We start from the raw sequence: 12,910 nt of genomic DNA on the forward strand, positions 1-12,910 counted from the left end.
GTTTCCCCGCACCGCGAACGGGCGCACATTGCCGTCCCGCGAACGCGCTCGAACGAACCTCCGAAAGGTACGAAGATGCCGAAGATCCCCGCCTACGCCGCCGCCTCCGCCGGCGCCCCCCTCGCTCCCTTCACCGTCGAGCGGCGCGAGCCCGGACCTCGCGACGTGCTCATCGACGTCCTCTACTGCGGCGTGTGCCACTCCGACGTCCACCAGGCCCGCGACGAGTGGGGGGGAGGGCTCTTCCCCATGGTGCCCGGCCACGAGATCGTCGGTCGCGTGCGGCAGGTCGGGAAGGGCGTCACGAAGCTCGCCCAGGGCGACCTCGCCGGCGTGGGGTGCTTGGTCGACTCGTGCCGCGAGTGCGGCCCGTGCCGGCACGACACCGAGCAGTTCTGCGAGAAGGGCGCCGCGTTCACCTACAACGGCACCGAGATGGACCGGCGCACGCCGACGTTCGGCGGCTACTCGAGCCGGATCGTCGTCGACGAGCGGTTCGTGCTGAAGGTCCCGGCCGGCCTCGACCCCGCCGGCGCGGCGCCGCTCCTGTGCGCGGGCATCACCACCTGGTCCCCGCTGCGCGAGTGGAGCTGCAAGCCCGGCGACCGCGTCGCGGTCGTGGGCCTCGGCGGGCTGGGACACATGGCGGTCAAGCTCGCCGCGTCGATGGGCGCCGAGGTCACCATGCTCAGCACGTCGGCCTCGAAGGAGGCGGACGCGCGCCGGCTGGGAGCGCACGCGTTCGCGTCCACGAAGGAGGCCTCGACCTTCTCCCGGCTCGCCGGGCGCTTCGACCTGATCGTGGACACCATCTCGGCGCCGCACGACTACGACGCCCATCTCGGGCTGCTGCGTCCGAAGGGCGCCATGGTGCTGCTCGGCGTCCCGCCGGCCCCGACCCCCGTCGCGGCCTTCTCGCTCATCTCCGGCAACAAGCGGCTCGCCGGATCCCTCATCGGCGGCATCGCCGAGACCCAGGAGATGCTCGACTACTGCGCGCAGCACGGGATCGTGTCGGACGTCGAGGTGATCCCCATCCAGAAGATCAACGAGGCGTACGACCGGATGGTGCGGGGCGACGTGCGCTACCGGTTCGTCATCGACATGGCGAGCCTCGACCGGGCGTGACCCGCCCGAGCGCGGGCGAGCGCGCGCGGGCGTGGGCCGAGGCGGCGGCCGCCGCCGGCTTCACGCCCGCCGTGGCCGGCGCGGTCTCGAAGCCCTCACGCGTGCGGCCGCGTCTCCGGAGGGCGCGCCCCCGCGCCCGGCTGCGCCGTGGGCGCGACGCCGAGCTGGCGGAGCAAGCCGAGCCCGTCCCACTGCGTCCACTCCTCGACGATCTTGCCGCCCTTGAACTTCGCGAGGGAGATCCCCTCGACGGTGCAGCGCGTCCCGGTGGGCTCGATGCCCATGAGGGCGCCCCGGTGCGTGCCGGTCATGCGCCAGTGCGTGACGACGGTGTCGCCGTCGGCGTAGGAGCCGAGGAACGTGGGCTTCACGTCGGGAAACGCGGAGCGGTACATGCGGCACGTCTCGCGGGTCTGCTCGAGATCCGTGTCACCCGTCATCGGGTCGTGGCCTCGGTACCCGCGATCGCAGATCTCGTCGAAGACGCCGAAGTTCCCCTTCGTCCACGCCTCCTCGAACAGCCGGCGGTGAGACTGCTTGATGTCCACGGCCATGGCTCGCTCCCTTCTCCTCCCCGAGAGCCCTGCGATGGGGAGGCGAGGTTGACGTAGGCGGAGGAGGTCCCCGCCGCGCGGTCAGCGATCGCTGACTCCCCGAGATCGACGGGGCGGTCGGACCCGGCCGTCGCAAGGACGGTCGTTCGCCACCCGCCTCGCCCGGTCACGAACCCTCGCCCTCACCCTCCTTCACCAGGGATCCCCTCGAACGGCGGCGGTCGCCCTGTCGATCCTGCGCCCTCCCGTTCGACGTCGCTTCGAGAGGAGAAGGAGGCTCATGACGACGAGGCTCGAGACGGTGCCGGCCGGGGAGGCGCTCACGCGCGCCCGAGACCTCGAGCAGCTCGGGGCGAAGGTGGCGCACGAGCTCAAGAACCCGCTCACCGCCGTGAAGGCGCTCCTCCAGCTCGGGCTGCGCAACCCCGCGGAGGCCGCTTCCCACGAGCGGCTGGCGCTCGTCGAGCGCGAGGTCGCGCGGATGCTGGAGATCCTGCAGCGCTACCTCGCGTGCTACCGGCCGCTGGAGGAGCTCGAGCCGACGCCCGTCGCCCTCGGCCCGCTCGCCGCCGACACGCTGCTCGCGCTGTCGGCGCGGGCGGCGGACGCCGGGGTCCGCCTCTCGACGCGCGGGGACGCCACGGCCGAGGCCGATCCGCGCCGCCTGCGGGAGGCGCTCCAGAACCTGGTCTCGAACGGCATCGAGGCCACGCCGCGGGGTGGAGAGGTCGTCGTCGAGGTGCTCGCGCGCGCTGACGGCGCGGAGATCGTGGTCCGCGACACCGGCCGGGGGATGGCGCCCGACACGCTGCGGCGCCTCGGCACGCCGTTCTTCTCGACGCGCGAGGACGGCACCGGCCTCGGGGTGGTGCTGGCGCGCGCGGCGATCGCGCGTCACGGCGGAACGTTGCGCTACGAGAGCGCGCCGGGGAAGGGCACGACCGCGAGGGCCACGCTGCCGACGCGGGCGCGCGCGGCGTGAGGCTTCTCTGCAAGTGAGACCCTGGGCGGCGCCCTCCCGCTCGCGCCCGGCGCCGCGGGCTCCTTGCCGTCCCACACCCTCCGTGCGAGCATGGCCTCCGACCCGGCTCCAGCCGAGGGGGACCTCCATGCGCACCATCGTGCGGGGCGCGCCGCGCCTCCGTCGCGGGCTCCGCCAGCTCACCTTCGCGCTCGTGGCCGCGGCCGCCGCGTGCGGCTCCTCGGACGACGCGTCGTTCGGCCCCTCCGCGCAGTACGAGGCGCGCTGCGCCGCTCCGCGGGCGGGGATCGACCCCTCCACGGGCGAGCCGTACCGCGATCGGCGGGGCACGCTCGCCGACGAGAAGGCGTGGGTCCGCTCCTGGATCCACGAGCTCTACCTCTGGTACCGAGAGGTGCCGAACGCGAACCCCGCCGGCTACTCGACGCCCGCGCGCTACTTCGACGTGCTGAAGACGCCCGCGTCGACCGCCTCGGGGCGGCCCAAGGATCGGTTCCACTTCACCTATCCGACCGACGCGTGGGTGGCGCTCTCGCAGTCGGGCGTGGAGGTGGGGTACGGCGTGCAGTGGGTGATCCTGTCGCAGGACCCGCCGCGCCAGGCCGTCGCCGCGTACGTGGAGCCGGACTCGCCGGGGGAGATCGCCGGCATCGCGCGCGGCACGGCGCTCGTCGCCGTGGACGGCGTGGACCTCGCGAACGGCACCGACGTGGACACGCTGAACGCCGGCATCGCCCCGTCGACCGCGGACGAGGTGCACACGTTGACGATCCGCGACGGCCTCGGGACCCGCACGGTGCAGGTCACCTCGACCGCCGTCGAGGGCACCCCCGTCCCGGTCGTCCAGACGATCTCGACCGCGAGCGGGACCGTCGGGTACGTGCTCTTCAACGACCACGTGGCGACCTCCGAGGCGCAGCTCGTCGCGGCGATCGAGCAGCTCCGGACCGCGGCGGTGCGAGACCTCGTGCTCGACCTCCGGTACAACGGCGGCGGCTACCTCGCCATCGCGAGCCAGCTCGCCTACATGATCGCGGGCCCGGCCTCGACGACGGGGAAGGCCTTCGAGCGGCTCGTCTTCAACGACAAGGTGGACATCCGCGACCCCGACACCGGGGAGCCGCTCCCCCCGATGCCCTTCTTCGAGACGACCCTGGACTTCTCGCTCCCGCCGGGCGCCGCCCTGCCCACGCTCGGGCTCGGGCGCGTGTTCGTGCTCACCGGCGCGGGCACCTGCTCGGCGAGCGAGTCGGTCATGAACGGCCTGCGCGGCATCGGCGTCCAGGTGATCCAGATCGGCGCCGCGACGTGCGGCAAGCCCTACGGCTTCTCGCCCCGCGACAACTGCGGCACGACCTACTTCGCGATCCAGTTCCAGGGCGTGAACGAGCAGGGCTTCGGCGAGTACGGAGACGGCTTCGTGCCCGGCGGGAGCGGCGTCGCCGGCGTGCCCGGGTGCGCGGTGCCGGACGACTACGGCCACGAGCTGGGGGATCCCGCCGAGGCGCGCCTCTCGGCCGCCCTCGCGTACCGCGCGACCGGCCGGTGCCCGGCGGGGGGGACGTCGGCGCTCACCGCGGAGACGGCGCTCGCGGGCGAGGGTGAGGTGGTGAAGTCGCCCTGGCGCCAGAACCGGATCGTGGAAAGATGAGCGCGATGCGCCCGACCGGTTCCGCCCTCGTCCTCGCGTCCGCGCTCCTCGCCGCCGGTTGCCGGACGAGTGCGCCCGCATCCATGGAGCCGTCGGAGCCTTCCGGGCCGCGCGACGTGCCCGCGGTGATCGTGGAGCCGACCGACGCCAGCCGCGCCGCGCTCGCCGCCGCCGTGAGCGCGGCGCTCCACGGCATGCAGGTCATGCTCGCGGACGACGCCCTCACCCGGTCGAGCACGCTCGTCGTCGAGCGGGCGCGGCTGCGGGACGCGTCGGGGCTCCCCGTCGCGGGCCGCGAGCTCACCCCTCCCGAGCGCTTCCACCTCGTGAAGCGCGGCGGCGCCTGCGTGCTCCTGCACGAGCCCACGGGGCGTGCCGCAGTCCTCGAATCGACGCGCTGCGCGGCGAGCGCCCGTTGAGCCCGGCGGGCCTCGCCGCCGGGGAGCGCGGCCGTGAGCCGGCGGGACAGGGGAGATCACGCCCCGCTGCCGCGCCGTCGTTCAGCGCGACGACGCGAGCGCCCTCGCCCGCCGTCCGAGGTGCGGGCGCCGGCCGGCGGTGACCACGAGGCCGAAGGCCAGCAGCGACAGGATCGCGGCGTGATAGGCGAGGTCCGGCGCGGTGCGGGGTCCGATGCCGACCGCGATGGTGAACAGCCCGACCAGCGTCCCGGCGAGCGCGAACGCCTGGGCGGCGACGCCCGCCGCGCGCGTCCACGACGGACGGACGAGGGTGAGCGCGAGCGCCGCGAGGAGTACGCCCCCTATCACGGTCTCCGCGGTGCCGGCCTTCTGGTGCTCGTAGCCGCCGGCGAGCACGCCGAAGTGGACCAGGGCAGCGGCGACGAAGCTCGTGCCTTCGACGAGCAGGAGAAGTCGAGTCCGGTTCATGGCGGTGCCTCCGCGAAGAGGTTGGGGGCGCTTCGCGTCCGGCACTTTGCGCGTCCGTGAACGTTCGTGTCGACGGAGGCCTCGCCCCACGCAGGCAAGGGAGCGCTCGCGACCTCGCGACGGTGCTTGACACCGCGGCCCTTCTGCGCCAAATACGCGTTCGATGGCGGCGAATACGAAATCGGCGCGGCGCGCTCGGGAGATCGAGCACACCCGGCGCGACATCATCGCGGCGGCAGAGCAGGTGTTCGCCGAGGCGGGCTTCCACGAGGCGACGATGCAGGCGATCGCCCGGGAGGCCGGGTTCACGGCCGCCTCCCTCTACACGTACTTCGCCAGCAAGGACGAGATCTTCCAGGCGATCGTGGAAGATCTCGCGGGGGCGCTGAGCGCCACCTTCGACGCACATTTTCCCGCCGGCCTGACGCTCGAGCAGCGGCTCGAGCTGCTCCTCGAGCGTCAGCTCGAGGTGGTCCTCGCGCGCCGGCAGGCGCTGCGGATCCTGTTCGACCTCGGACCGCAGCGCCGCTGCGAGCCCGACGAAGGGCGGCTCCCCTTCCTGCGCAGGATGGCCGAGTTCCTGGAGCGCTCGGGCGCGGCGGAACGGCTGCGCTGTCCGCCCGAGGAGGCCGCCCGGGTCCTGCTCGGGATCCTCCAGGCGACCACCCTGCCCTGGCTCCTCGGTGGCGCGACGGCCATGCCGGACCCCGCCCGCCACTCGGCGCGCGCCGTGGATCTGTTCCTGCGCGGAGTCGCCCGTCCGGCTGGCGGCTAGCGGTGCCGCCGTTCCCCTACTGCGGCGCCTTGTCGGCGCCCACGGCGCGTGCTAAGCGCCGCTTCAATTTTGCCGAATGGAGATTCGGAAGATGACGCGAACCCTCCCCCGCCTCGCCCTGCTCGCCGCCCTCACCCTCGCCTGCGGCCGCGGCGGGGGTGCAGCCCTCCCCGCCGCCGCCGCGTCCCCCGCCCCTGCTCCTGCCGGCGGCGCCGCCGAGGCCATCGGCGTCCGGACGGTGAAGCCGCACGCCGGGTCGGCCCGGGTGACCCGCGCCACGGGCGAGCTCCGCGCGCGCCACGAGGCGACGCTGTCCTCCGAGACCTCCGGCCGCATCCAGCGCTTCCTCGTGGACGTCGGCTCGCAGGTGAAGAAGGGGCAGGTGCTCGTCGAGCTCGACGCCTCCACCGCCCGCATCCAGGTCCAGCAGGCCCAGGCCGCGCGCGCCGCCGCCGAGGCGGCCCACCGGGGCGCCGAGTCCGAGCTGCGCCGCGCGCGCGAGCTCGCCCGCGGCGACGCCGCCTCCCCCGCGATGGTGGAGCGCGCCGAGACCGCCGAGCTGCAGACGGCCGCGGCGCTGCAGCAGGCGAGCGCCGCCGTCGCGGCGGCGCAGGATCAGCTCGCGAAGCACTCGCTCAAGGCCCCCTTCGACGGCGTCATCACCGCGCGGACGAAGAGCGCCGGCGAGTTCGTGGCGATGGTGCCGCCCACCGCCGTGCTCGCGATGGTGGACGTCGGGTCCCTGGAGGTGCGCGCCGGCGTGCCCGAGGCGGTGGCCGACCTCCTCGCGCCCGGCGCCGAGCTGGCCGCGACCGTGAGCCCATCCGGCAGGCCGTTCAAGGCGCGCATCCGTTCGGTGGGCGCGGTGGTCGAGCCGGGCACGCGCACGGTGGACGTGCGCGCCGACCCGCTGGGCGGGCCGCTCAAGGAGCTCCGCCCCGGCGCCATCGTCGAGATCGCGCTCGGCGGCGCCGCCGCGACCGAGGGGCTCTTCCTGCCCGCGGCCGCGGTGCAGGAGGCCGAGGGCGCCCAGTTCGTGTGGACCGTCGAGGCGGACCGGCTGAAGCGCCAGGCGGTGAAGGTCGAGAAGCTCGGGCCAGGCACGGTCCGGGTCCTGTCGGGCGTCGGGCCCGAGGCGCTCGTGGTCGCGGAGAGCGGCGCGGGCTTCAAGGACGGCGCGCCGGTGCGCGTCCTGCAGTGACGATCAAAGAGAGAGCCGAGGCCCGCACTTGAGCCCGATCCGCACGTTCATCCGCCGTCCCATCTTCACGAGCATGCTGCTGCTCGCGGTGGTGGTGTTCGGCCTCGTCGCCTACCCGCGCATCGGCGTCGACCAGATGCCCGAGGTCGACTTCCCGATCGTCACCGTCACCACCATCCTCCCGGGCGCCGACCCCGAGACCGTCGAGGAGAACCTCTCGAAGCCGCTCGAGGAGGCGCTGAACACGCTCTCCGGCCTCGACACCCTGCGCTCGCAGAACTTCGAGAGCATCTCGATGGTCGTGCTGCGCTTCGACCTGTCGGTGCCGGTGGACGTGGCCGCCCAGGACGTGCGCGACAAGGTCCAGGCGACGCTCTCCCAGCTGCCGAAGGAGATCGAGACGCCGGTGGTGCAGAAGCTCGACCTGGGCGCCATGCCCATCGTGCAGCTCGCCCTCTCCGGCCCGGTGCCCATCCAGGAGCTCACGCGCATCGCCGAGGACGAGCTGAAGCCCGGGCTCCAGCGGCTCCAGGGCGTCGGCTCGATCGACGTGGTGGGCGGGCGCGAGCGCGAGATCAACGTGGTGGTGGACCCGGTGCGGCTCCGCTCCTACGGCCTCGCCGCCACCGACGTCTCCCAGGCCATCAGCGCGCAGAGCATCGACGTCCCGGGCGGGCGCATGCTCGAGCCGGGGCTGGAGCGCGTGGTGAAGCTCGAGACCGAGGCCCGCTCGGTGGAGGAGCTCCGCGACCTCGTGGTGGCGAGCCCGGGCGGCAAGCAGATCCGCGTGCGCGACGTCGCCGACGTGGTGGACGGGCCGGGCGAGGCGCGCTCGTCGGCCACGCTCGACGGCCGCTCCGCCGTGGCGCTCGTCGTGCGCAAGCAGTCGGGCGCGAACACCGTCGAGGTCGCCGAGCGCGTGAAGGCGGACCTCGCGGCGCTGGCGCAGCGGCTCCCCGAGGGCTCGAAGCTCGAGGTCGTCACCGACAACTCGAAGTTCATCCGCGGCTCCATCTCCGCGGTGCAGCACGATCTCCTCATCGGCGCCATCCTCGCCGTGCTCGTCGTGCTCGTGTTCCTGCGCGACTGGCGCGCGACCATCGTCTCCGCGTTCGCGCTGCCGACCTCGGTCGTCGGCACCTTCGCCGTGATGCACGCGCTCGGCTTCACCTTCAACACCGTGACCATGCTCGCGCTCACCCTCTCGATCGGCCTCCTCATCGACGACGCCATCGTGGTGATCGAGAACATCGTGCGTCACCTCGAGAAGGGCGAGCGGCCGCGAGAGGCGGCGCTGAACGGGACCGGCCAGATCGCGCTCGCGGTCCTCGCGGTGACGCTGTCCGTCATCGCGGTGTTCATCCCGGTCGCGTTCATGAAGGGGATGGTCGGCCGCTTCTTCTTCCAGTTCGGCGTCACCGTCGCGGTGGCGGTCGCCATCTCCTACTTCGTCTCGATGACGCTCACGCCGATGATGTCGGCGCGCCTCCTCGCGAAGCACGGGCACGGCACGACGCGGGTCGGCGCGGCGCTGGAGCGGTTCTTCACGGGCATCGAGCGCGCCTACCGCCGGGCCCTCGAGTGGGCGCTCGCCCACCGGGGCCTCACGGTCGCCAGCGCCGTCGGCGTCCTCGTCGCCACGGTGTTCCTGGGCAAGTTCCTCCAGTTCACCTTCATCCCCTCCCAGGATCAGAGCGGCGTCACGGTGAGCGTGGAGCTGCCTGTGGGCACGCCGCTCCTGGAGACCGAGGCCCAGGCGGAGCGGATCGCCGCGCAGATCCGGGGCGTGCCGGGCGTGGTGAACGTCTTCGCCCTGGTGGGCGGCGGCGTGGACGAGGCGGTGAACAAGGCCGATCTCACCGTGAACCTCGTGCATCTGAAGAGCCGGCGATACAGCCAGGAGGAGTTCAAGCAGCACCTGCGCGAGTCGCTCGTGGTCCCCCCGGGCGCGATCCTCTCGGTGGCCGACCAGCAGATGATGGCGGGCGGCGGCTCGCGCCCGCAGCCGGTGCAGTTCAACATCCGCTCGGACGACTGGGACGCGCTCCTCGCCGCGGTCGAGAAGACCAAGGCGGCGATGGAGAAGAACCCTGGCCTCACCGACGTGGACTCGACCTACCGCGCCGGCCGGCCGCTCCTCTCCGTGCAGGTGGACCGCGACCGCGCCGCCGCGGTGGGCCTCCCGGCCGCGGCGCTCGGGCAGACCCTGCGCGCCTACCTCGGCCAGGACGCGTTCGCGACGTACCGCGAGAAGGGCGAGCAGTACGACGTGAAGCTCCGGCTCCCCGAGGCGACCCGGGCCGATCCCGACGCCATCGGCGCGCTGACCCTGCGCACCCCCAGGAACGAGCTCATCGAGCTGCGCAGCGTGGCGCGGCTCGAGAGCGGCGAGGGGCCCTCCCAGATCGAGCGGCAGGCGCTGAAGCGGCAGGTGACGATGGTCGCGAACCTGAAGGGCTACTCGCTCGGCGAGGCGATCTCGTTCCTGAACGGCGTCGCGAAGGACTTCCCGCCGCAGGTGCAGACGGACTTCGAGGGCCAGGGCAAGGAGCTCGCGAACACCGGGCGCGAGTTCCTCATCGCGCTCTTCCTGGGGATCGTCCTCATCTACATGATCCTCGCCGCGCAGTTCGAGAGCCTGCTCGACCCGGTGACGATCATGCTCTCGCTGCCGCTCGCGGTGATCGGCGCGATCGCCGCGCTGCTCCTCGCGAACGAGTTCATGTCGATGCTCGCCATGATCGGCATGATCATGCTGGCGGGGCTCGTGACGAAGAACGGCATCCTCATCGTCGAGTTCACGAACCAGCTCCGCGCCGAGGGCCGCTCGACGCTGGAGGCGCTGCTCGAGGCGGGTCCCCTGCGGCTCCGCCCGATCCTCATGACCTCGATCGCCATGATCGCCGGCATGGTCCCGGTCGCCTTCGCGCGCGGCGACGGCGCGGAGATGCGCACGGGCATGGCGTGGGCCATCATCGGCGGCCTCGCGGCCTCGACGGTCCTCACGCTCGTGGTGGTGCCCGTGGTGTACGCGCTGCTCGACGGGCTGCGCCGCCGGCTGGTGCGCGCCGTCCCCTCCGTTCGCGGCGACGACGAGGGAGAGCGGGCCGCCTAGCCCGCCGCCCGCGCCGCCCGGAAGAAGCCGACGGGCTCCCCGCGACACCGGGGAGCCCGTCTCGTTTCGCGGAGCCCGGGGGCGCCCGCTACTTGTCCATCTTCTCGGCCTTGATCTCCACGGCCATGGGCTTGTCGTTCTGGAGGTTGAACGACGCCTTCACCTCCTGGCCCTGCTTCAGCTGGGACGCGGAGACCCGCTCGCCGTCCAGCTCGATCTTGGTGTTGGGATCGACGCTCAGCTTCGCGGCCGGCAGCTCCTCGCGACGGACGGTGATCGAGCTCGCCGACACCGACTCTATCCTGCCCTCGAGCTTGAAGTTGTCCTTGTCCCCGAAGGTGGGGTGCTTCTTCTCGTCGCGCATCGCGGCCGCGCCCGAGCCGGTGCCCATGCGCTCACCCGCGCTGGTGCCCTGCGCGCGCCTCGCGGCGTCCCTCTCCGTCTCGCGCAGCTCCTCCTTCGCCTCCGCCTTCTCCTCGCGCGCCTCCTTGCGGGCCTCGGCGGTCTTCTCCTGTGCCTCGGCCTTGGCCTCCCGGGTCTCCTTGCCCGCCTCCGCCTCGGCCTTCTGCACCTTCTCCTGCGTCTCGGCCTGCTTCTTCTCCACGTCGTCTGCCCGGACGCCCTGCGCCCAGGCGAGCGCGGCGGCCGCGCCCACGATTGCCAGTCTCTTCATCCTGTGAACCCCCCTCACGTTGGCGGGCCTCACGCCCGCAACCGAGAAGGTGCGCACTCTCCCTGCGTGCCGGGAACCTGGCGGTCGGACCGGAGTGACGCACGCTGGAGGCGCGCGCGGGAGAGCGCCCGGCGACCGTGCGGGCGGGCTGTGCCCGGCGGCATGTGGCGGGTGACGAGCGAGGACGCCCGCCGCAGGCCCGGCATCGTGCGCCGCAGCCAGCTAAGCGGTCTGGATGCTCGCGGCGCGCTGGAGCCCCAGCTCGCGGATGGCGAGCTCGCGCATGCGGAACTTCTGCACCTTGCCCGTCACCGTCATGGGGAACGCGTCGACGAACTTGTAGTAGCGCGGGATCTTGTAGGTGGCGATCTTGCCGCGGCAGAGCCGGCGGATCGCCTCGCCGTCGAGGGTCACGCCCGGGCGGAGCTTCACCCAGGCCATGAGCTCCTCGCCGTACTTCGCGTCGGGCACCCCGATGACCTGCACGTCGGAGATGCCGGGGATCGTGTAGAGGAACTCCTCCACCTCGCGCGGAAAGACGTTCTCACCCCCGCGCAGCACCATGTCCTTGATGCGCCCGACGATCTTCACGTACCCCTCCGCGTCGAGGGTGGCGAGATCGCCCGTGTGCATCCAGCGCCCCGCGTCGATCGCGGCGCGCGTGGCCGCGGCGTCGTCCCAGTATCCGAGCATCACCGAGTAGCCGCGGGTGCAGAGCTCGCCTGGCGCGCCGCGCGGGACGACGCGGCCGGTGGTGGGGTCGACGATCTTGATCTCGACGTGCGGGTGTACCTGGCCCACGGTCGAGACGCGCTTGTCGAGCGGGTCGTTCACGCGCGACTGCGTCGACACCGGCGAGGTCTCGGTCATGCCGTAGCAGATGGTGACCTCCGGCATGTGCATGTCCCTCTGGACCCGCTTCATCACCTCGATCGGGCACGGCGAGCCGGCCATGATCCCGGTGCGCAGCGAGGAGAAGTCGAAGGAGGCGAACTCGGGGTGCTCGAGCTCGGCGATGAACATCGTCGGCACGCCGTAGAGCGAGGTGCAGCGCTCCTCCTGGACCGTCCGCATGACCGCGCGCGGCTCGAAGCTCTCCGCCGGGATCACCATGGTCGCGCCCGCGGAGGTGCAGGCCAGGTTGCCCATCACCATGCCGAAGCAGTGGTAGAAGGGCACCGGGATGCAGACGCGGTCGTGCTCCGTGTAGCGGAGGTGCTGCCCGACGAAGTAGCCGTTGTTCAGGATGTTGTGGTGCGAGAGCGTCGCGCCCTTCGGGAAGCCGGTGGTGCCGCTCGTGTACTGGATGTTGATCGGCTCGTCGAACTGCAGGCTGCGCTCGACGTTCGAGAGCTCCTCCTCCGACAGCCGCCGCGCGTCCTGCCGCAGGTCCGTCCACTCGTCGTCGATGACGATCGTCTGGCGCAGCTCCGGACAGCGCAGCCGGACCTCTCGCACCATCGACACGTAGTCCGCCTGGCGGAAGGCGCGGGCGAGCACGAGCGTGGAGACGCCCGCGTGCCGGAGCGCGTGCTCGAGCTCGTGGACGCGGTAGGCCGGGTTGACGTTCACGAGGATCGCGCCCACGCGGGCGCACGCGTACTGGAGCACCACCCACTCGTACCGGTTCGGCGACCAGACGCCGACGCGGTCGCCCTTGCGGACCCCCCGCACGAGCAGCGCCCGCGCGAGCTCCGAGGTCTGCTCCCAGAGCTCGCGGTAGGTGGCGCGGTAGCCTTGCTGCACCGACACGAGCGCCTCGCGCTCCGGGAAGCGCGCGGTGGTGCGGCGCAGGTTCTCCCCGACGGTCTCGCCGAGGAGCGGCACGGAGGACGTGCCGCTGACGTACGAAGGTTTGTTCACCGATGCCCTCCCGCGCCGCGGGGCGCGCGCAGAGGGCGAGCATCCTAGTGCGAGCGAGCGGGCGACCGCTAGACGCCT

General features: G+C 72.6%; 11 protein-coding genes. 7 read left to right on the forward strand and 4 right to left on the reverse strand.

The window, feature by feature from the left end:
- The first annotated feature begins 75 nt into the window (after positions 1 to 75).
- On the forward strand, positions 76 to 1,128 hold the full coding sequence (locus tag ANAE109_RS15250; protein ID WP_012097782.1) for an NAD(P)-dependent alcohol dehydrogenase: 1,053 nt from the start codon (positions 76 to 78) through the stop codon (positions 1,126 to 1,128).
- Between the two features lie 95 nt (positions 1,129 to 1,223).
- On the opposite strand, the gene ANAE109_RS15255 is transcribed toward ANAE109_RS15250, so the two are convergent.
- Positions 1,224 to 1,682 carry an ester cyclase gene (locus ANAE109_RS15255; RefSeq protein WP_012097783.1) on the reverse strand — a complete coding sequence of 153 codons (459 nt, stop codon included), beginning with the start codon at positions 1,680 to 1,682 and terminating at the stop codon, positions 1,224 to 1,226.
- A gap of 280 nt (positions 1,683 to 1,962) precedes the next feature.
- Here ANAE109_RS15255 and ANAE109_RS15260 point away from each other — a divergent pair, with 280 nt between their 5' ends.
- The 3 genes from ANAE109_RS15260 to ANAE109_RS15270 all read left to right on the forward strand — a co-directional run bounded on the left by ANAE109_RS15260 (position 1,963) and on the right by ANAE109_RS15270 (position 4,734).
- Positions 1,963 to 2,664: a HAMP domain-containing sensor histidine kinase gene (locus ANAE109_RS15260; protein ID WP_012097784.1), complete on the forward strand. Its 702-nt coding sequence runs from the start codon at positions 1,963 to 1,965 to the stop codon at positions 2,662 to 2,664.
- A gap of 127 nt (positions 2,665 to 2,791) precedes the next feature.
- Positions 2,792 to 4,315, forward strand: a complete 1,524-nt coding sequence (locus tag ANAE109_RS15265) for a S41 family peptidase (protein WP_012097785.1) — start codon at positions 2,792 to 2,794, stop codon at positions 4,313 to 4,315.
- Positions 4,316 to 4,320: 5 nt separating this feature from the next.
- Positions 4,321 to 4,734, forward strand: coding sequence for a hypothetical protein (locus ANAE109_RS15270; protein ID WP_143827983.1), 414 nt, complete (start codon positions 4,321 to 4,323; stop codon positions 4,732 to 4,734).
- Between the two features lie 81 nt (positions 4,735 to 4,815).
- Here the strand turns inward: ANAE109_RS15270 and ANAE109_RS15275 are convergent, their stop codons facing one another.
- Entirely contained in the window at positions 4,816 to 5,205 is a 390-nt protein-coding gene (locus ANAE109_RS15275; protein ID WP_012097787.1) for a hypothetical protein, read from the reverse strand.
- A gap of 163 nt (positions 5,206 to 5,368) precedes the next feature.
- Here ANAE109_RS15275 and ANAE109_RS23570 point away from each other — a divergent pair, with 163 nt between their 5' ends.
- The 3 genes from ANAE109_RS23570 to ANAE109_RS15290 all read left to right on the forward strand — a co-directional run bounded on the left by ANAE109_RS23570 (position 5,369) and on the right by ANAE109_RS15290 (position 10,296).
- Positions 5,369 to 5,980 (forward strand): TetR/AcrR family transcriptional regulator, encoded by a 612-nt coding sequence (locus ANAE109_RS23570; RefSeq protein ID WP_012097788.1) that lies wholly within the window; start codon positions 5,369 to 5,371, stop codon positions 5,978 to 5,980.
- 91 nt (positions 5,981 to 6,071) lie between these two features.
- Positions 6,072 to 7,181: an efflux RND transporter periplasmic adaptor subunit gene (locus ANAE109_RS15285; protein ID WP_012097789.1), complete on the forward strand. Its 1,110-nt coding sequence runs from the start codon at positions 6,072 to 6,074 to the stop codon at positions 7,179 to 7,181.
- A 28-nt stretch (positions 7,182 to 7,209) separates the two neighbouring features.
- On the forward strand, positions 7,210 to 10,296 hold the full coding sequence (locus ANAE109_RS15290; protein ID WP_012097790.1) for an efflux RND transporter permease subunit: 3,087 nt from the start codon (positions 7,210 to 7,212) through the stop codon (positions 10,294 to 10,296).
- 88 nt (positions 10,297 to 10,384) lie between these two features.
- Here the strand turns inward: ANAE109_RS15290 and ANAE109_RS23575 are convergent, their stop codons facing one another.
- Both ANAE109_RS23575 and ANAE109_RS15300 read right to left on the reverse strand, forming a co-directional pair.
- Positions 10,385 to 10,969, reverse strand: a complete 585-nt coding sequence (locus ANAE109_RS23575; RefSeq protein ID WP_012097791.1) for a DUF5666 domain-containing protein — start codon at positions 10,967 to 10,969, stop codon at positions 10,385 to 10,387.
- A 222-nt stretch (positions 10,970 to 11,191) separates the two neighbouring features.
- Positions 11,192 to 12,832, reverse strand: a complete 1,641-nt coding sequence (locus ANAE109_RS15300) for an AMP-binding protein (RefSeq protein ID WP_012097792.1) — start codon at positions 12,830 to 12,832, stop codon at positions 11,192 to 11,194.
- Positions 12,833 to 12,910: the final 78 nt, after the last annotated feature.

It is taken from the genome of Anaeromyxobacter sp. Fw109-5, assembly GCF_000017505.1.
GTDB lineage: Bacteria > Myxococcota > Myxococcia > Myxococcales > Anaeromyxobacteraceae > Anaeromyxobacter.